This is a genomic window from Halomonas salinarum, assembly GCF_012062845.1.
Classification (GTDB): Bacteria; Pseudomonadota; Gammaproteobacteria; order Pseudomonadales; family Halomonadaceae; genus Onishia; species Onishia salinarum.
The window spans coordinates 16,514-34,896 of record NZ_WWNB01000014.1 but is presented as its reverse complement, the minus strand read 5'-3'; the positions used below and the strand labels follow the sequence as shown (position 1 = coordinate 34,896).

Annotated in this window: 15 protein-coding genes and 4 tRNA genes; 14 read left to right on the top strand and 5 right to left on the bottom strand. The window is 60.2% G+C overall.

Annotation, left to right across the window (positions count from 1 at the left end; all coding sequences use genetic code 11):
* Positions 1-80: 80 nt before the first annotated feature.
* The 4 genes from HF027_RS10950 to HF027_RS10935 are packed head-to-tail and all read left to right on the top strand — an operon-like array spanning position 81 to position 5,589.
* Positions 81-455 carry a response regulator transcription factor gene (locus tag HF027_RS10950; RefSeq protein ID WP_168015607.1) on the top strand — a complete coding sequence of 125 codons (375 nt, stop codon included), beginning with the start codon at positions 81-83 and terminating at the stop codon, positions 453-455.
* Complete coding sequence (locus HF027_RS10945; RefSeq protein WP_168015605.1) at positions 452-2,542, top strand: 3'-5' exonuclease; 2,091 nt, start codon at positions 452-454, stop codon at positions 2,540-2,542. The genes HF027_RS10950 and HF027_RS10945 overlap by 4 nt, the downstream gene beginning before the upstream one ends.
* Positions 2,536-2,733: a hypothetical protein gene (locus HF027_RS10940; protein WP_168015603.1), complete on the top strand. Its 198-nt coding sequence runs from the start codon at positions 2,536-2,538 to the stop codon at positions 2,731-2,733. The genes HF027_RS10945 and HF027_RS10940 overlap by 7 nt, the downstream gene beginning before the upstream one ends.
* Before the next feature lie 24 nt (positions 2,734-2,757).
* Complete coding sequence (locus HF027_RS10935; protein ID WP_168015683.1) at positions 2,758-5,589, top strand: ATP-binding protein; 2,832 nt, start codon at positions 2,758-2,760, stop codon at positions 5,587-5,589.
* Between the two features lie 86 nt (positions 5,590-5,675).
* On the opposite strand, the gene HF027_RS10930 is transcribed toward HF027_RS10935, so the two are convergent.
* The 3 genes from HF027_RS10930 to HF027_RS10920 all read right to left on the bottom strand — a co-directional run bounded on the left by HF027_RS10930 (position 5,676) and on the right by HF027_RS10920 (position 8,712).
* Positions 5,676-6,821 (bottom strand): DUF294 nucleotidyltransferase-like domain-containing protein, encoded by a 1,146-nt coding sequence (locus HF027_RS10930; protein ID WP_168015601.1) that lies wholly within the window; start codon positions 6,819-6,821, stop codon positions 5,676-5,678.
* A gap of 193 nt (positions 6,822-7,014) precedes the next feature.
* Positions 7,015-7,308, bottom strand: a complete 294-nt coding sequence (locus HF027_RS10925; protein WP_168015599.1) for an HlyU family transcriptional regulator — start codon at positions 7,306-7,308, stop codon at positions 7,015-7,017.
* A 57-nt stretch (positions 7,309-7,365) separates the two neighbouring features.
* On the bottom strand, positions 7,366-8,712 hold the full coding sequence (locus HF027_RS10920; RefSeq protein ID WP_342448739.1) for an argininosuccinate synthase: 1,347 nt from the start codon (positions 8,710-8,712) through the stop codon (positions 7,366-7,368).
* An 80-nt stretch (positions 8,713-8,792) separates the two neighbouring features.
* On the opposite strand from HF027_RS10920, the gene rnt reads away from it, so the two are divergent.
* On the top strand, positions 8,793-9,458 hold the full coding sequence (gene rnt / locus HF027_RS10915; RefSeq protein WP_168015595.1) for a ribonuclease T: 666 nt from the start codon (positions 8,793-8,795) through the stop codon (positions 9,456-9,458).
* A 168-nt stretch (positions 9,459-9,626) separates the two neighbouring features.
* Here the strand turns inward: rnt and grxD are convergent, their stop codons facing one another.
* Positions 9,627-9,977, bottom strand: a complete 351-nt coding sequence (grxD, locus tag HF027_RS10910) for a Grx4 family monothiol glutaredoxin (protein ID WP_136254335.1) — start codon at positions 9,975-9,977, stop codon at positions 9,627-9,629.
* Between the two features lie 153 nt (positions 9,978-10,130).
* Between grxD and argF the strand changes: the two genes are divergently transcribed.
* Complete coding sequence (gene argF / locus HF027_RS10905) at positions 10,131-11,051, top strand: ornithine carbamoyltransferase (RefSeq protein ID WP_168015593.1); 921 nt, start codon at positions 10,131-10,133, stop codon at positions 11,049-11,051.
* A gap of 138 nt (positions 11,052-11,189) precedes the next feature.
* Here argF and HF027_RS10900 read toward each other — a convergent pair.
* A tRNA-Ala gene (locus tag HF027_RS10900) sits at positions 11,190-11,265 on the bottom strand.
* A gap of 318 nt (positions 11,266-11,583) precedes the next feature.
* Here HF027_RS10900 and HF027_RS10895 point away from each other — a divergent pair.
* The 8 genes from HF027_RS10895 to nadB all read left to right on the top strand — a co-directional run bounded on the left by HF027_RS10895 (position 11,584) and on the right by nadB (position 18,313).
* Entirely contained in the window at positions 11,584-12,231 is a 648-nt protein-coding gene (locus HF027_RS10895) for a response regulator (RefSeq protein WP_168015591.1), read from the top strand.
* 58 nt (positions 12,232-12,289) lie between these two features.
* Positions 12,290-14,104, top strand: coding sequence for an excinuclease ABC subunit UvrC (gene uvrC, locus HF027_RS10890; RefSeq protein WP_168015589.1), 1,815 nt, complete (start codon positions 12,290-12,292; stop codon positions 14,102-14,104).
* Positions 14,105-14,166: 62 nt separating this feature from the next.
* Positions 14,167-14,715 carry a CDP-diacylglycerol--glycerol-3-phosphate 3-phosphatidyltransferase gene (pgsA, locus tag HF027_RS10885; protein WP_168015587.1) on the top strand — a complete coding sequence of 183 codons (549 nt, stop codon included), beginning with the start codon at positions 14,167-14,169 and terminating at the stop codon, positions 14,713-14,715.
* A 76-nt stretch (positions 14,716-14,791) separates the two neighbouring features.
* Positions 14,792-14,866: transfer RNA gene (locus HF027_RS10880), tRNA-Gly, on the top strand.
* Between the two features lie 28 nt (positions 14,867-14,894).
* Positions 14,895-14,968: transfer RNA gene (locus tag HF027_RS10875), tRNA-Cys, on the top strand.
* Between the two features lie 27 nt (positions 14,969-14,995).
* Positions 14,996-15,082: transfer RNA gene (locus tag HF027_RS10870), tRNA-Leu, on the top strand.
* Positions 15,083-15,584: 502 nt separating this feature from the next.
* Complete coding sequence (locus HF027_RS10865; protein WP_168015585.1) at positions 15,585-16,727, top strand: FUSC family protein; 1,143 nt, start codon at positions 15,585-15,587, stop codon at positions 16,725-16,727.
* Entirely contained in the window at positions 16,724-18,313 is a 1,590-nt protein-coding gene (gene nadB / locus HF027_RS10860; protein ID WP_168015583.1) for an L-aspartate oxidase, read from the top strand. Before HF027_RS10865 ends, nadB begins: the two co-directional genes overlap by 4 nt.
* The last annotated feature ends 70 nt before the right edge of the window (positions 18,314-18,383 follow it).

The following is an 18,383-nucleotide window of genomic DNA, read 5'->3' as shown; positions in this document are numbered from 1 at the left end:
GCCGACTAGACTCAAGAAAGGCGATTGGCGCTTTGAACGACGCCCCTCGAGCACAACATTGATCACAAGGAGGGTTCTCGATGGCCAAGGTGCTAGTAGTGGATGACGAGCCGAACATCCTCCTGTCGCTAGAGTTTCTGATGCAGCAGGCAGGATTCGAAGTGATCACGGTCGAGGATGGCGAGAGCGCCCTTTCCCGGATAGCCGAGGCGCCGCCGGATCTCGTGCTGCTCGACATCAGCCTGCCCGGCATCAGCGGCTTCGATGTTCTTGAGCGGCTGCGTGCCGACACGGCCACATCACGCCTGCCGATCATCATGCTCACCGCTCACGGCCGGGAGGTGGAACGTGAGAAGGGGCTGGCACTCGGCGCCGATGACTACATTACCAAGCCCTTTTCGACACAAGCGCTGGTCGACAAGGTCAAGGTCCTGCTCGATGAGGCCGCATCATGACGTCCAAGGCGGGGCCACCCAAGCGCCAGCGCCTGATCGGCGCATGGTTGCTGATCAGTGGTCTGAGCCTGTTCGGCGGCGCTTTCCTGGCGCTGTGGCTTCAGAGCCGACTGGCCCCACTAGGCCTTGAGCGCATTGCTCTGTGGGGGGGATGCCTGGCCGCGGCCAGCCTGGTGTTTGTGCTGGGCCTGATCCTTGAACGTCAGCTCTTTGCCCCGTTGCGCCACCTTCAGGTGCAGGTGGCACGCATGGTGGCTAACCCCGATGCCCGCGATGACTATCGCCCCGAAGGCTGGCTAAGCGGTCTGGGGCCGGATCTCATTAGGCTTCGCGAACACTGGCGACAGGACCGCTCGCAGCTGGCCGGCGCCCATGCCGAAGGTGCCCGCGGCGCGGCCCGCATACGTCAGGAACTCGAAGCATTATTGCAGGTGCTTGAGACCCCAGTGCTGCTCTGCGATCGTCATCGCCGCCTTCTGCTCTTCAATCATGCCGCCGAGGCGCTGTTTGCCGACCACCCAGGCCTTGGGCTTGGTAAGCGACTGGATGGCCTGTTCAACCTTGCCAGCCTGTCGGAGGCCATCGACCGCCTACCCGCCGACGGCGCACCTAGAGAACTGTTGATCCCGCTGGATGACCGCTGGCTTCATGGCAACCTGCGCCGGGTACCCAACAGCGATCACGAGACCCTGATTACCCTCACCGACAGCACCGCTGCCTGGCACTGCGAGATGGGCACCCGAGCACGCCTCACCGAGTGCCTGACGACCGTGCGCCGCCACGGTGCCAGCCTGTCCAGTGCCGCCGAGGCCCTGAGCCAGCTGAGACCGGCCTGCGAGGCATCAGACTCCACTACGGAACCAGACCCGGCGCTAAGCAAGCGTCTCGGGGACATCATCGACGAAGAGAGCCAAGCGCTCGGTAAGGAAGTCGACTGCCTTGGGGAGGCCCTCGAGGCCCTTCAACGCCAGGGCGAACGGCTCGCGCCTCTCTGGTCGAACGATCTGTGGCAGGCCCTCAATGACCACCTGACCAGTACGCCGCTGGTGTTGACTCCGATCGGCATGCCGGCCTGGTTCAAGGCCGATGCCCCCGCCCTGCTGGTGATGCTTGAAGCGCTGGCCACTCGCCTTGGTGACCTGACCGGTGTCTACCACCTGGACGCCGAGGTGTGCCTGGGCAACAAGCGTGTCTACCTGGACCTGATCTGGCTGGGCAAGCCACTGAGCCAGCAACAGCTTTCAAGTTGGAAATCCCTGCGCCTCCAGGCCCTACCGCTTTCACCCAGCATCGAGAACCTGCTCAATCAACATGCCAGCGACATCTGGAGCCTTCAGGACAACGATGGCCGCCATGCAAGGTTGCGCCTGCCTCTGCCGGCCGTCGACCGGGTCGGTGCACCCCTCACCCGCTTGCCGCCACGTCCGGAGTTCCACGACTTCGGTATTGCCGACCTGCCGCCTCCCGACGCCGAGTTGGCCGCCTGCCCGCTGGCCAAACTCGAAATAGTGGCCTTCGATACCGAAACCACTGGGCTTGCCCTGCGACAGGGCGACCAGGTAATCAGCATCGGGGCATGCCGAATCGTCAACGGTCGACTGCTGGCTGACGATACCTTCGACGTACGCGTCGATCCGGGCCGACCGATTCCGCCGGCCAGCACTGCCATTCACGGTCTGACCGATGCCGACGTGCGGGGCACACCTCCCTTGAGCCAGGCATTGCCGCGCTTTCGCGACTATCTGGGTGATGCGGTCATACTGGCCCACAATGCCGCCTTCGACCTGCTGGCATTGCAGCCCCCGGGGGCCGGCATCACGCTCGACATGCCAGTCCTCGATACCCTGCTGCTCTCGCGTGCCCTGGACCCTTCTATCGATGGCCATGACCTCGACAGTCTGGCCAGCCGCTACGCTTTGAGTTTCGCCGAAGGCGCTCGCCACACCGCGCTTGGTGATGCCAGGGTCACCGCCGAATTGTGGCTTGCCATGCGAACACGCCTGGAAGCACGCGGTATTCATACGCTGACCGATGCCCTGGCGTTGCAATCAAGCGCCCTTGACCGAGAGGACGCCAGCGCATGTTGAAGCCGCGTCGCGCCCAACGCCTGGTAGCGCTAGTCATACTGGCCGCCTTGTTATTCACGCCACCCCTGATCCTGCTCGCCGATAAGTCAGTCGACGGCGGCCTTTCCTGGCTCGCTGCCTACCTGTTCGTGTCATGGGCGCTGGTCATCGGGCTGGCCGCCTGGCTTCTGGAGCGAGTGCCAGAGGATTGAGCGTTATACATGGAGACCCTCGATATGGGCGCTGAAGTGGGCGTGCTCGTGGCGGCGTTCGGTTACCTGGCGCTGCTGTTCGTGATCGCTGCCTGGGGCGACCGCCGCGCCGAGCAGGGCCGCTCGGTGATCGCTTCGCCTCTCGTTTATACCCTGTCGATTGCTGTCTATTGTACCGCCTGGACCTTCTACGGCAGTGTCGGTCGCGCCGCCGAGGCCGGCCCCAGCTTCCTGCTGATCTACCTGGGACCGACGCTTGCCATGCTGTCCGGCCCACTGATCATTCGCAAGATGATTCGCATTGCCCGGGCCCAGCGCATCACCTCGATCGCCGACTTCATCAGCGCCCGCTACGGAAAGAGCAGTCGGCTGGGTGCGCTGGTGGCATTGATCGCTTTGATCGGTATCACCCCCTACATTGCGCTTCAACTCAAGGCCATTACCGTGAGCCATGCGGTGCTGATGGACTATCCCGCCGCCCCTGGCGGACCAACATCGGCGGCGGGCTTTCTGAGTGACAAGTCCTTCTGGGTCGCCTTGGTGCTGGCCGTTTTCATCATGCTCTTCGGGACTCGGCATCTGGATGCCAGCGAACGTCATGAAGGCATGGTGGCCGCGATCGCCGTGGAGTCACTGGTCAAGTTGATCGCCTTCCTGACGGTGGGGCTTTTCACCGTTTTCGTTCTCTTCGAGGGCCCGGTCGACCTATTCACCCGAGCCGCCTCACAACCACAGTTGCAGAACGCACTGAGCCTCTCAGCGGTACCGGGAGGAGCGCTCGGTTGGGTCAGCACCCTATTGCTGGCCTTCCTGGCTTTCTTCACCCTGCCTCGCCAGTTTCAGGTTCTGGTGGTCGAAAACGTCGACGAGCGCCACCTGACAAGAGCCAGCTGGCTGTTTCCCCTCTACCTGCTGGTCATCAACCTGATGGTGATTCCGATTGCCCTGGCCGGCCTACTACTGATGGGGAGCGGTGGTGATCCGGACAGTTTCGTATTGACCCTACCGCTGTCCGCCGGCCGCGAGGGCCTATCGCTATTTGTCTTCATCGGCGGTCTGTCGGCAGCCACCGGCATGGTCATCGTCGAGACCATTGCACTCTCGACCATGGTCAGTAATCAGCTTGTCATGCCGCTGTTGCTGCGGACAACGAAGCGTTACCAGGGCCTGCACAGCGACCTCTCTGCCTGGTTGCTTGGCATTCGCCGTGGCGCCATCGCCCTGATTCTGATGATGGGCTATCTCTACCATGCCCTGATTGGCGACTCCTACAGCCTGGTGACTATCGGGCTGGTCTCCTTCGCGGCCGTCAGCCAGTTTGCTCCCGCCCTGCTGCTTGGGCTCTACTGGCGAGGCGCCTGCGGCCTTGGCGCCGGGCTCGGCATGCTTGCCGGCATAGCGGTCTGGAGCTACACCCTGCTGCTGCCCGGCTTCGCCCAGTCGGGCTGGTTGCCCCTCAGTTTTCTCGAGGAAGGCCTTTTCGGACAGGCCTGGCTACGTCCCTATGCGCTATTTGGTCTCGACGGCCTGGATATCTATAGCCACTCGCTGCTGTGGAGCCTCATGGCCAACATCGGCGTGCTGGTTGGCCTCTCGCTGTTCACCCGCCAGAGCCATCTTGAGCAGACGCAGGCAGCGCTCTTCGCCGATGCACTGACGGAAGGCGTTGATACCCCTCCTCTATGGCAAGGCCAAACCACTCGAGGCGCTCTGCATGACTTGCTCAGACGCTATCTGGGCGCGGCCGCTACCGCACGGGTACTGGCCAAGGCGGATGCCCCGAATCACCACCACCGCATTGAGGCCAGCACCGCCTATGGTATCGGCTCAGCAGAGAGCGGCATGGAGGAATCGGCTTCGCCGCAACTGATCGCCCGGGCCGAACAAGCCCTCGCGGGTGCGCTTGGCAGCGCTTCGGCCAGGCTCTTGATCACATCCGTAGTGCGCGGCGAGGCGCTGGATATGGAGGCCGTGTTAAGCATCCTCGATACCACGTCTCAGGCACTCGAGTACAACCGCCGTCTGGAGCAAAAATCCCGAGAGCTCGCGCGCATCGGCGAGGAGCTGCGCGACGCCAATGAACGTCTTCGTGAACTCGACCGGCTCAAGGATGAATTCGTCGCCATGGTCAGCCACGAACTGCGCACACCATTGACGTCGATCCGGGCCTTCGCCGAAATCCTGCGCGATAGCCAGGACATGCCTGAGGCCAAGCGCACTCAATTCCTTGAGGTGGTGGTGCTCGAAAGCCAGCGTCTGTCGCGACTCATCGAGGAGATGCTCGACCTGGCCCGACTAGAATCCGGACGCCTGACACTGCATCCACAACCTCTGGAAATGGTCGCCCTCACCCGCCAGAGCCTGGCTGCCGTGCAGCACCCGATCGAGGAGCGTGGCGTTAAGCTCAAGGCGATCATCGATCTCGATGAGGCGTGGGTGATAGGTGATTCCGATCGCCTTGAACAGGTGATCATCAATCTGATCGACAATGCCGCCAAGTTTGCCGCCGACGCGTCGCCCGTCGTGTTATTGAGACTGGAGCACCATCAGGGACATGTTCGGCTGAGCCTCGAGGACAATGGTCTCGGTATTGCCTCGGAGGATCGCGAGCGCGTCTTCGAGAAGTTTCACCAGCTTGAGCAACACAGTACCGCCAGCGGACAAAGCCGTGGACGCCCCAGGGGCAGCGGCCTTGGACTACCGATTAGCCGCGGCATCGTGGTGCAGTTAGGTGGACGGCTGTGGGTCGAGGACGCGACCACCCTGAGTGGTGCCAACCTGATCATGGAACTGCCCGATGCACCTCAGGATAAGGTCATGCCGGTCACCGAGACACCCTCGCAGCCAAATGGCTAAGTAGCTAACAACGCAAGTGGTTAAAAGCCAACAGGCCTGGAAGCAGCAGCGAGACATGGCCTAGAGACATGGCCTAGAAACATGGCCTAGCGCGACGAGCCACCTGCCCCGGCCCTGGCTCTCCCCATCAGGCGACGAATGGCCTTCAGGTCGAGACGCAACAACGTCCGCTCGTCCTCATTGAGCTCGTCAAGCACAATCCAGTTGTCAGCAAGGCCACCCGCGCCGAGGCGGCGATGTTGGGTTGTCAGCAGCAATGCCTGCAATCGACTCATGGCCGTGTGCAAGGTCAGCGCCTCTTCGCACTGGAGCGCCCCAGCACTGACCAATTCTGTAAGTCGCAGGCGCGTGTCGACACTGCGACAACCATGCAATACGCACAGCAGCCGAACAGCACTCGCAAGGGGCATCAGCCCTTGGCGCTTGAGGTTCAGGGCGCCATGCTGGGGCGCTTCCTTGTCATCACCATGCAACCGTCCGAGCCGATCCAGGGCCACCGGCGTCTCCGCAAGCAGACTTGCCATCTCGTCGAGAAAGCCGCCGGCTCGCTTCAACCGGTTCAAGGCCCGGTCTCGCAGCGCAATGGCCAGGGTTTCATCGCCGTAAACCGGTGCGAAGTCCAGCAAGATATTGGTCTGCTGGACCCGCTTGACCCGGCGCTCTGCACTCCAGATAGCCAGTTGAGCGTCCCATTCACAGAGACGCTTGCGCCACATTGGAAAGCGCGCCATGACGTGACCCTGACAAAGGGGCAAACCAGCACTGGCCAAGCGGTCGGTAAAGCGCTCGCCAAACGCCTGGAAATAGCCGTCAATCTGGGTATGCAGGGCATCCGGGTAATCGGCAATGATCATGGCATTGTCCTGATCCGGGGCTAACAAGCTCTCATGGCGGGCCACGGAGCCAAGCACCAGCACGCAGAATGGTCGGGGAGGCGGCCCCCAACCAGACGCTTGCATCTCATCGAGCGACATGGCGATGGCTTGCCGATAGAGCCCCTGATCGTGATCGCTGATCATCTGACTGATGCGCCAGGCCGGCAGATCCAGGCGCGTAAGCGCATCTACCAGGTCACACTGCCAGGCTCTGGCCGCCGCTAGGCTAGGGGTAGGTCCCAACCTCCCCAAGGCATCAGCCAGCGGCGCCAATAAGGGTGACAAACTGGCAGGATCCGGGAGAGCGCCGCCGGTAAAAAGCGTCCGCCAGGGCGAGTGTCGGTATAGGAGACGCATAGGGACTCCATTGCAGCGGTCCTGACCTCAAGTGTAGGCCAGGCTTGACCTCGCTCTTGGTTCAATGACGTGGTGAACAACTCTCGTGGCTACTACTCGCGGCTCCTACTCGTGACTCCTCCAGAAACGACGATGCCGCTGCCTTTGGGCAGCGGCATCGAAGCGATCACCGTAAAACGGTTGCAGTGGGGCGTCAGCGCGGCGTGAACATGTCGTCACCGACATCGTCGATAAACCGCTCAGCCTTGCGCACCATCAGTTCGTCGCAGGCTTCGCGCCCCGATACCACGTCAGAGCGCTCGAAGCGGTGCTCAAGGGTCTCGCCACCGGCCACCGGCTTGCGAATATAACCGCTGACTCGATACTGGCCACCAGTGTCGTGGGGGTCTGACACAATCAGATAGCCCCGATACTCGACTGGCTCGGCCTCACGAGATTTGGCGACATCTCCCGCGCCAAATAGCCCGGGGAAGAGTTTCTTAAGCATGCTGCCTCCTTTTCACTGCACCGAATCAGGGCCGGTCAAGCGCCCTGGCGGTGGACCTCAGCTCTGGTCGCGCCCCTTGCCGGCAGCGATGCGCAGACGCAGTGCATTGAGCTTGATGAAGCCTTCTGCATCTTTTTGATCGTAAGCACCGGCGTCATCCTCGAAGGTCGCGATGGACTCATCGAACAGTGACTGGTCGGATTTGCGGCCGACGACAATGGCATTGCCCTTGTAGAGCTTGAGGCGTACCACACCGGACACATCCTTCTGTGTCTCGTCGATAGCGGCCTGCAGCATCTTGCGCTCCGGGCTCCACCAGTAGCCGTTGTAGATGACCTCGGCGTACTTGGGCATCAGCTCGTCCTTGAGGTGGGCCGCTTCGCGGTCCAGGGTCAGAGACTCGATGGCGCGGTGGGCACGCAGCATGATGGTGCCGCCCGGTGTTTCATAGCAGCCACGAGACTTCATGCCGACGTAACGATTCTCGACGATGTCGAGACGGCCGATCCCATTGTCGCCGCCCATCTTGTTGAGCTTGGAAAGCACCTCATGCGGTTTGAGGGGCTCACCGTCGATGGCGACGATATCGCCCTGCTCATAGGTCAGCTCAATGTAGGTCGGGGTATCCGGTGCAGCTTCCGGTGAAACGCTCCAGCGCCACATGTCCTCTTCTGCTTCTTCCCACGGATCCTCGAGATTGCCGCCTTCGTAGGAAATATGCAGCAGGTTGGCGTCCATGGAATACGGCGACTTCTTCTTGCTGGTAGAGAAATCGACCGGAATCTGGTGCTGCTCGCAATAAGCCATCAGCTTCTCGCGAGAGTTGAGGTCCCACTCGCGCCACGGCGCGATAACCTTGACGCCCGGCTTCAGCGCGTAGGCGCCGAGCTCGAAGCGCACCTGGTCATTGCCCTTGCCGGTCGCCCCATGGGAGATGGCGTCGGCACCGGTCTGGTTGGCAATATCGATCAGGCGCTTGGCGATCAGCGGGCGAGCGATGGAGGTACCCAGCAGGTACTCACCTTCGTAGATGGTGTTGGCACGAAACATCGGATAGACGTAATCGCGCACGTACTCTTCGCGCAGGTCCTCGATATAGATTTCCTTTACGCCAAGCGCCTCTGCCTTGGCACGCGCGGGCTCGACTTCCTCGCCCTGGCCGATGTCGGCCGTGAAGGTTACCACCTCACAGTCGTAGGTCTCCTGCAACCATTTGACGATAACGGACGTGTCCAGGCCGCCGGAATAGGCGAGAACGACCTTTTTGACATCGGACATTCTGGGCTCCTTCGCTTGTTGTGTGCTGAGGCACGACACCGGGGCATCGTGGCCAATAACATCGTGAGGTAGGCACCAAGTATAGCGCTGATGAGCGTCCGAGAATACCGCCGGGGCGGGGCGCATGGCCGACAAAGATGGTAGACTCTCGCGCATTCGTCAGCCGATGCCGACGCAGATTTTCATTTTTGGTAAGGGAGAGGTGCATGAGCGAGGCGAGCGCCCACGGTCTGATGGCTCAGCGATTTCGCAGCTTTCTGCCGGTAGTGGTGGACCTGGAAACAGGTGGCTTCGATGCCAAGGGTGATGCGATCCTCGAGATCGCCGCCGTAACGCTGAGCATGGACCCGGATGGCAATCTGATTCCGGACGCGACCTATGCCTTCCACGTCACTCCCTTCGAAGGAGCCAACGTCGAACAGTCGGCGCTTGATTTCACCGGCATCAATCTCAATGATCCGCTTCGCAAGCGGGTTGCGCTGAGCGAGTCGGAGGCCATGAATGAAGTGTTCCGGCCCGTGCGCAAGGCCATCAAGGCGCATAACTGCACCCGCGCGATACTCGTGGGTCATAACGCAGCCTTCGACCACGGCTTCGTCAATGCGGCCGTCAGCCGCTGCAATATCAAGCGCAACCCCTTTCATCCGTTCTCGAGTTTCGACACCGCAAGCCTGTCGGGCCTGGTCTACGGCCAGACCGTCCTGGCGCGCGCCTGCCGCGCCGCCGGCATCGAGTTTGACAACACCGAGGCTCATTCGGCCCGCTACGATACCGAGCGCACCGCTGAGTTGTTCTGCTCGATCGTCAACCGATTCAAGGATCTAGGCGGCTGGAACCTGGCCCAGCGTGAACAGGGTATGGACGAGCTCTAGCTCTGCAACAGTCCATGACATGGCTTGCGCATAGGCCGTGGCATGGACCATATCCATAGAAAAATAGCCACAGAGAAGGTTCCACGCATTGAAAAGCCCCGTCAGCTTGGCTGGCGGGGCTTTCTTATGCCGAGGTGCTAGTGCCGCGAACGGCTCAAGCAAGATATCTTACTGGCTGCCACCTTCTTCATTGGCCTTGGCACGCTCACCGGCCGCCTTGACCAGTGTCTCGAGCTCGCCGTTCTGGTGCATTTCCACCACGATGTCGCAGCCACCGACCAGCTCGCCTTCGACCCACAGTTGCGGGAACGTCGGCCAGCTAGCGACTTTGGGAAGCTCGGCACGGATATCCGGGTTGTCGAGCACGTTGACAAAGGCAAAGCGCTCACCGCAGGACATCAGGGCCTGAACGGTCTGTGCAGAGAAACCACACTGCGGCAGTTGGGGGGTGCCCTTCATGTAAATCAGGATCGGGTTTTCGCTGATCTGCTGCTGGATGTTCTCGACTGTCGTGCTCATGAAGAATTCCTTCTGGATCTATGCTAGGTGTCATCACCATTCTACTGATGGTGGCTGGACGAATATAGTCCTGACAACGACTCACCCTCGCTTGCGCGTTGCGTGATACAAAGCGCCTGGCTAGGATGGCTGTTTTGCGCGCGGAGTAACCTCATGGCGACACGCCATTTCCTGACCCTGCTAGACCTCTCTCCCGAGGAGCTGACGCATCTGGTGCGTCGCGCCATTTCCATCAAGAATGGCCTCAAGACTCACGGCCCCACCTACACGCCGTTCGCCAACCGCACCTTGGCGATGATCTTCGAGAAATCCTCGACCCGCACCCGAGTGTCTTTCGAGACGGCCATGGCGCAATTCGGCGGTCATGCCCTCTTCCTGTCGCCGCGCGACACCCAACTCGGCCGCGGCGAGCCGATCGGCGACACCGCTCGCGTGCTTTCAGAAATGGTCGATGCGGTAATGATCCGCACTTTCGCTCATTCCGGTCTCGAAGAATTTGCCGCGGCAAGCAGCGTGCCTGTCATCAATGCCTTGAGTGATGACTATCACCCCTGCCAGCTCCTGGCTGATGTCATGACCTGGAGCGAGCTGCGCGGCAATATCAGCGGCAAGACAGCCGTATGGATCGGTGACGGCAACAACATGTGCCACTCCTGGATCAATGCCGCACGGCAGTTCGACTTCAACCTGCGCGTGGTCTGCCCCGAGGGCTACGAGCCGCGCCAGGACATCCTCGAGGCCGCCGGCGAGCGGGTGACCATCCACCGCGAGCCGATGGCCGCGGTAGAAGACGCCGACCTGGTGACCACCGACGTCTGGGCCTCCATGGGCCAGGAAGAGGAACAAGCCAAACGCGAGGCCGATTTTACCGGCTTCCAGGTCACTGAAGCGATGCTCGACTTGGCCGCCCACGACGTACTCTTCTTGCACTGCTTGCCGGCACATCGTGGCGAAGAAATCAGCACCACCCTGCTGGAGGATCCCCGCGCAGTGGTCTGGCAAGAAGCCGGCAATCGCCTGCATGCCCAAAAGGCGCTGCTGGAATTTATGTTATTGGGTCGCGTCGAGAACTGAGGCGAGTGAAGGCCGGTGGCAACCTTGCGGTGTTGCCGGCCATCCTTGCCGACCGCGCCACCGACGTTAATACGTGAAAAAGATGCAGACACAAAAAAACGCCGAGAACAGCGTTCTCGGCGTTTTTAACAATTCTGATGGTGGAGCCTAGCGGGATCGAACCGCTGACCTCAACACTGCCAGTGTTGCGCTCTCCCAGCTGAGCTAAGGCCCCAATTTGCTGTACCATGATGCTCGCCACTCTCAAGAAGTGCTTATCTGCGAGCCTGCATCATCAGCAAGATCTTCAGCGGATTCCCCTGAAGACGTGACGTATATTATACAAGGGGTTAGGTTCCGTCAACTGCTTTTCGTTCCAGTATTAGCAACGACCACATCGTAAAGGCGGCCAACCTAAAGCCGCTGATCGCACAGGGTGGTCACGCTCATCGCCGACTTGAGTAAATTAATGTAATCTAATGACCTTATTCTGGCACTGCGCATTTTCCATCGATTGTGACCACCTTACGCACAAGGATACTTGGGAGGCATTTTGATCAAGGTTCTCATCGCCGATGACCATCATTTGGTTAGAACCAGCATTGCCCACCTGCTCGATGCAGAAGATGGCATCACGGTAGTGGCTGAGGCCGCCGATGGTGAAGATGCGGTTGCCAAGGCGCGTCAGCTACATCCCGATGTCGTGCTGATGGATATCCGCATGCCGGGTATAGGTGGTCTTGAGGCGACACGTAAGATTGCCAAGTCCATGGAGGACTGTCGCGTCCTCGTGCTGACGGCCTTCCTCGAGGAAACCTTCGCCCAGCGCCTGCTGGACGTGGGTGCCTGCGGCTTCATCGGCAAGGGCGCCGAAACACCAGAGATGATCCAGGCCATCCGCACGGTATTCGCCGGCAAGCGCTACGTCAGCCCCGCCATCGCCCAACGCCTGGTGCTTTCCAAGCTCGACGCCCCGGTCAATCCTTTCGACGACCTGTCACAACGCGAACTCCAAGTCGCGGTGATGATCGTCAACTGCCAGAAAGTCAGCGACATTTCGGATAGCCTCTTCCTGAGCCCGAAGACCGTCAACACCTACCGCTATCGCATTTTTGAGAAACTTGGTGTGAACTCGGACGTCGAACTGACTCACCTAGGGTTACGTCACGGGCTAGTCGACGGCTACCAGAACGACGCCTGAACCGCCTCCTCTACGGGTTCTGGTATGCTGATGCTTCACTCGTGAAGCACAATATCCCATGACTTTCGACGCCAAGCACTTTCTGAAAAACATCAGCCAATCGCCCGGCGTCTACCGCATGTTCGATGACAAGGGCGACACGCTGTACATCGGCAAGGCCAAAAGGCTGAACGCTCGCCTGGCCAGTTATTTCCGTGGCGCCCTGAATACCAAGACTCAGGCGCTCGTGGCCCGTATCGCCGATATCCAGGTGACTGTCACCCACAGTGAGACCGAGGCACTGCTACTCGAGCAGACGCTGATCAAGGAACTGCGTCCGCCTTACAACATCTTGCTGCGCGACGATAAATCTTACCCTTTCGTGTTCGTCAGCGACCGTCACCCCTATCCGGCGCTAGAATACAAACGCGCCCGCAGTCGACGTGATGATGGACGCTACCTGGGCCCCTACCCGAGCAGTGGCGCGGTGCGCGAGACGCTATCGCTGATGCAGAAGATTTTCCGCATCCGCAACTGCGAGGACAACGTTTTCGCCAACCGCTCACGCCCTTGCCTTCAGTATCAGATCCAGCGCTGTAGCGCTCCCTGCGTAGGGTATATCAGCGAGGACGACTACCGGCGTGACCTCGAGCATGCGGTGATGTGCCTGCAGGGCAAGAGCGAAGAAGTCACCGAGCAGCTGAACCTGAAAATGGAAGCTGCCAGCCAGTCTCTTGAATTTGAGGAAGCGGCCCGGCTTCGCGATCAGATCCAGCAACTGCGACGCTTGCAACACCAGCAGTATGTCGACACTGATGGCGGAGACGCCGACGTCTTCGCGCTAGCCCAGCGTCCAGGCGCACAGTGCGTTTCGGTGCTGACTGTTCGCGAAGGCCGCATGCTGGGCGCACGCCACCATACACCAGACAACGGTCTCGACCTGGGGCCTGAAGCGCTGCTTACCGAGTTCATCAGCCAATACTACCTGGGGCAGGTTCATGAACCCGTCGCCGAGATTATCACCTCACATCCGTTGGCAGACGCCGAGCTGCTACAGGGCGTACTGTCCGAGCAGGCCGGACGTCAAGTCCGACTGACTCACCGCGTGCGTGGTCATCGCGCTCAGTGGCAGCAGCTGGCTCAGACCAACGCCGAGCAGCACCTGGCCAGCCAGCTGGCTAACCAAACCCAACTGGCCAAACGCTTTGAAGCATTACGCGATGCGCTATGTCTGGACGAAGTCCCCAAGCGCCTAGAGTGCTTTGACATCAGCCACAGCCATGGCGAGGCCACCGTGGCTTCCTGTGTGGTGTTCGATCATGACGGCCCGGTGAAATCCGATTACCGGCGCTTCAATATCGAAGGCGTTGCCGCGGGTGACGACTACGCCGCCATGCAGCAGGCACTCACCCGGCGCTTCAAGCGCCTCGCCGAAGGCGAAGGAAAACGACCGGACCTGCTGTTTGTCGACGGCGGCAAAGGGCAGCTCAACATGGCCCGTGAGGTCTTCAACGAACTCGGCGTAACAGGCGTGGGACTGATCGGTGTGGCAAAGGGCACCACCCGCAAGCCCGGTCTCGAGACACTCTTCGTCGAGACGATTGACCAGAGCTTGAGCCTTGAAGGCAATTCGCCCGCCTTGCATCTTATCCAGCATATCCGTGATGAATCCCACCGCTTCGCCATCGCAGGCCACCGGGCACGACGGGACAAGATCAGGCGAACCTCGACACTCCAGGACATTCCTGGCGTTGGCCCCAAGCGCCGCCGGGAACTCTTGCGCTTCTTTGGTGGACTGCAGGGAGTTCGCCAGGCTAGCCGCGAAGAACTCGCCCGGGTACCAGGCATCAGCGACAACATGGCGAAGACGATTCATCAAGCGCTGCATGGATGATCGTCCGGCGGCCATATAGAATGGTCGCCCTCAGACATCAGGCAAGGACAAGCGGCGCTCCGATGAACATCCCCAACATTCTCACACTGGCCAGAATCGCTTTCATCCCGCTGTTGGTGGTCATCTTCTACCTGCCCTATGGCTGGAGCATGCTGGTGTCGGCGGCATTGTTCGGGCTTGTCGCCATCACCGACTGGCTTGACGGCTACCTGGCCAGGCGCTGGAACCAGAGCACCCCCTTCGGCGCTTTCCTGGATCCGGTAGCGGACAAGTTAATGGTCGCCGTCGCCCTTGCCTTGCTGATTGAGCGCTACGATGCGGCGTGGCTCACCCTACCCGCGCTGATTATCATCGGGCGGGAAATTGTCATTTCCGCACTGCGTGAATGGATGGCTGAAATGGGTAAACGAGGCACCGTGGCGGTGTCATCCATCGGCAAGATAAAGACCACATTGCAAATGGTCGCCTTGCTGCTGCTGCTTGGCTTCCCCCAAAGCAGCCTGATCGCACAAGCGGGTATCGTCACCTTGTACCTGGCAGCCGCGCTAACACTCTGGTCGATGCTGCAATACCTGCGAGCCGCATGGCCACACCTCTCTGACTCCATGTGACTCAGAATTTGATAACGGCATGCCCATAAGCAGTTGACACTTACGCATTTATACGTATAATTCGTCCTCGAGTCAGGCGGGAATAGCTCAGTGGTAGAGCATCGCCTTGCCAAGGCGAGGGTCGCGAGTTCGAATCTCGTTTCCCGCTCCATCATCGTGATGGTCGACTGACTCAGTGAGGCTGGATGGCAGAGTGGTGATGCAGCGGACTGCAACTCCGTTAACGCCGGTTCGATTCCGACTCCAGCCTCCACTCCTATTTGTCCCGCTCGAACCTCCCGCCCGGATGGCGAAATTGGTAGACGCAAGAGACTTAAAATCTCTCGGTGGTAACACCGTGCCGGTTCGAGCCCGGCTCCGGGCACCAAGCAAATCAGTTAATTACATCATCTGATGACTTGTTGCCTCAATGCGTGGTCGCATTTCGGTCGCAAATCCCCGGCAACCTCCCTGCCGCTTGATCCAGCCATAAATCGAACATGTGCGCATAGCGCGATATGACGATCTGGCCCCTGCGCCCCGCATACCTGCCTCTTCGATCTTACCTCTCGGCTTCAGTTAAGAGGCTGTCGCAGTACCTTCGGAGCCTATTCTCCTTTCGCCCCTTGCTCTATATAGCGCCTTCAGCACTGGCCAAGCTTTTATTATTGGTCACCGACCTCAGACCAATTGCCCTCCTCGCTCGTCACTTGACCGCTTGCACAGATGCCGCCCAACCAATAGCGTCTGCCATGCCATCAGGCCGCATGATACCCTGACACCCCATTGGTGATGGGCGATCGATACTGCTTTGAATAGTGAGCGTCACGCGCGCCCCGACACCACCCCAGTTTCGCCTTAGAATCGGCCTCACCAGCAAGTACACCCCTATGCTTTTTCCGCGCCTACGCGATCCCTATATCAACTACCGTAATCGCCACCTGCTACATGTAATGCGGGTCACGCTGGCATTGGCCATCACCTTCGCGCTTATTGAGGTGTTCACAATTCCCCACGCCAGCTGGGCACTGGTCAGCACCGTGATGGTGATGGGTAACTTGCCCCACATCGGCGGTGTACTCGATAAGGGCCGCCAGCGATTGATCGGCACCCTGCTAGGCGCCACCTGGGGCATTATCATTACACTGACTCCCAATCCGCCACCGTTAGTAGTGCCGATATGGACACTGGCCGGCATTGCCGCTGCAACCTTTGTTACCTTCAAGGGCCGTCATGGCTACAGCGGGCTGATGTTCGCCATCAGTCTCTTGCTGGTAGTAGGCGATGGCACCCAAGAGCTGGGTACCGCGCTTTGGCGTTCGTTCAATGTGCTGGTCGGCACCTTGATCGGCATCCTGGTCACCGCCTTTTTCATGCCCCAGAAAGCGACCGATGTGCAGCGCTTCGTTCTAGCCGAGACCCTGGACAAGCTCGCCAGGCTATACCATGCCCACACGAGCTCCACCGGCTCTCCGGATCTCGACACCCAGCCATTGCTGAAAGCATCGAGCAGTCTGATGATCAAACAGCGTGGGCTGGTGGATGCCATTCACCGCGAGGGGCGCCTTACACGAGATGAACTCGACACCATCATCTCACTCGAACGACGAATGCTCTCGACCATCGAGCTATTGCTCGAGACTCACTGGACCACACGTGACGGCCACGATCATATTGCCGCCATGGAGGGACTGCGCGACCAACAGCACTGCCTGGCTCGCGACCTAGGCACCATAGCCTTCCAGGTTCGCACAGGCCAACCTATCGACGTCGAGCTGACACCCTTCGACCTTGCACGTTATTCGACCAGCGCTCGGCAGGCCACTTCCTCTAGCGGCAGGGCTCTGTTCAGCCCAGCCGGCTATTTATGGCTCAATCGCGAGTTGGCTCGGCTTACTCAGGAGTTGGTCGACACCCTCAGTGACCTGCAACGCTTGCCCAGTCAACGGCTGCGCAAGCGCGCAGAGCACCATGTGCTGAGCACACATTCCCCCTTCCCAGACGACCACAACCAGCGAGATCCCAACTCATGAGGCGTGATTCGCACCGACAGGACGTGCTTATTCTAGGCGGCGGCGCAGCGGGCCTGGCGCTGGCATTGGAACTGGCCGACAGTCGTCCGGTCACGCTGCTGCGCCCGGCAAGCGATGACCACGGTGCAAGTCGCTGGGCCCAGGGTGGCATCGCTGCCGTGCTTTCTCCTCAGGACAACGTCGATGACCATATCCAGGACACCTTGGTCGCCGGCGACAATTTATGTAACGAAGACGCGGTACGCTTTACCGTTGAGCATGGTCGAAGTGCTATCGAATGGCTCCTGTCGCTCGGCGTGCCCTTTACGCCGGATGTCACCGAAGACGCGCCTTACCCCTATCATTTGACCCGGGAAGGCGGACACGGCGCCAGGCGCATCATCCATGCCGCCGACGCGACAGGCCAGGCACTGATCGATACACTTCTTGATCATGCCCGCCGCCACCCCGCCATTACGCTGCGCGATGACCTTGGCGCCATAAGCCTGCTCGACGATGGAAAAGGCGCCTGTTGCGGCGCACGCTGTCTCGATCGAGCGGAGCATATCGAGGACATCTTAGCCGCGGAGACAGTGCTCGCCACCGGCGGCGCCAGTGGCCTCTGGCGCCATACCACGAGCCCACTGCCGGCCTGCGGTGAGGGCATGGCCATGGCCGCTGAACTCGGCGCAGAGTTGATGAATCTGGAATTCCAGCAGTTCCACCCCACCTGCCTGTACGACCCTGAGGGTACGCCCTTTCTCATCAGTGAAGCGGTACGCGGTGAGGGTGGCATCCTTACTACCCTTGATGGTCACCGCTTCATGCCGGATATCGACCCGCGCGCCGAACTGGCCCCAAGGGACATCGTGGCACGCGCTATCGATGCCCAGATGCAGGCCACGGGGGCCAGCCATGTTCTGCTGGATATCAGTCATCTGCCATCGACCGCGATCCAGGCACACTTTCCGACCATTCATGCCCACTGCTTGCGGCGAGGAATCGATATCACCCGACAGCCGATTCCTGTGGTGCCCGCTGCCCACTACAGCTGTGGCGGCGTTGCCACTGACCTTTCCGGGCGCACTAACGTCACAGGGCTTTTCGCTATCGGCGAGGTAGCATGCACAGGCCTGCATGGCGCCAACCGCATGGCCAGCAACTCACTGCTCGAATGCCTGGTCTTCGCACGAGCCGCCGCTGACGTGCTTAGAAAACCGTCGACAACCGCGTGTTCGGATACCGCCTGCTTGCGTCCTGATGCCCGTCCACAGGCGTCTCATGACCACATCGCCTCGTTATTCCAGACCTTGCGTGATGTGATGAGTCGACGAGTCGGCATCGTGCGTGACAATGCCGGGCTTGAGCATGCCGCAATAGACATCGCCCGACTCATCGAGGAAAGCGGTAAACTTTGGCAAACCCATGCACCGAGCAGACAGCTGGCAAGCCTATGGCATGCCGTCAGGATAGCCGGCATGACCGTCGAGGCGGCTCAAGGGCGTGAGGAGTCACGCGGCCTGCACTTCAACCGCGATCACAAGCACCACACTCAAGGATCAGCACGTCCTTCAAAGGTGCATTTGCCGGATCACTGGAAAGGCTAATGTCACGAAAGAAGGAGCACCATATAAAGAAGCGCAAGCCATGCACGTGTGCCAGTGCGCGATGAAGGGG

Coding starts and splice junctions, on each gene's coding strand:
- HF027_RS10950 (WP_168015607.1), top strand. CDS start 81: ATGGCCAAGGTGCTAGTAGTGGATGACGAGCCGAACATCCTCCTGTCG.
- HF027_RS10945 (WP_168015605.1), top strand. CDS start 452: ATGACGTCCAAGGCGGGGCCACCCAAGCGCCAGCGCCTGATCGGCGCA.
- HF027_RS10940 (WP_168015603.1), top strand. CDS start 2,536: ATGTTGAAGCCGCGTCGCGCCCAACGCCTGGTAGCGCTAGTCATACTG.
- HF027_RS10935 (WP_168015683.1), top strand. CDS start 2,758: ATGGGCGCTGAAGTGGGCGTGCTCGTGGCGGCGTTCGGTTACCTGGCG.
- HF027_RS10930 (WP_168015601.1), bottom strand. CDS start 6,821: ATGCGTCTCCTATACCGACACTCGCCCTGGCGGACGCTTTTTACCGGC.
- HF027_RS10925 (WP_168015599.1), bottom strand. CDS start 7,308: ATGCTTAAGAAACTCTTCCCCGGGCTATTTGGCGCGGGAGATGTCGCC.
- HF027_RS10920 (WP_342448739.1), bottom strand. CDS start 8,712: ATGCGCCCCGCCCCGGCGGTATTCTCGGACGCTCATCAGCGCTATACT.
- rnt (WP_168015595.1), top strand. CDS start 8,793: ATGAGCGAGGCGAGCGCCCACGGTCTGATGGCTCAGCGATTTCGCAGC.
- grxD (WP_136254335.1), bottom strand. CDS start 9,977: ATGAGCACGACAGTCGAGAACATCCAGCAGCAGATCAGCGAAAACCCG.
- argF (WP_168015593.1), top strand. CDS start 10,131: ATGGCGACACGCCATTTCCTGACCCTGCTAGACCTCTCTCCCGAGGAG.
- uvrC (WP_168015589.1), top strand. CDS start 12,290: ATGACTTTCGACGCCAAGCACTTTCTGAAAAACATCAGCCAATCGCCC.
- pgsA (WP_168015587.1), top strand. CDS start 14,167: ATGAACATCCCCAACATTCTCACACTGGCCAGAATCGCTTTCATCCCG.
- HF027_RS10865 (WP_168015585.1), top strand. CDS start 15,585: ATGCTTTTTCCGCGCCTACGCGATCCCTATATCAACTACCGTAATCGC.
- nadB (WP_168015583.1), top strand. CDS start 16,724: ATGAGGCGTGATTCGCACCGACAGGACGTGCTTATTCTAGGCGGCGGC.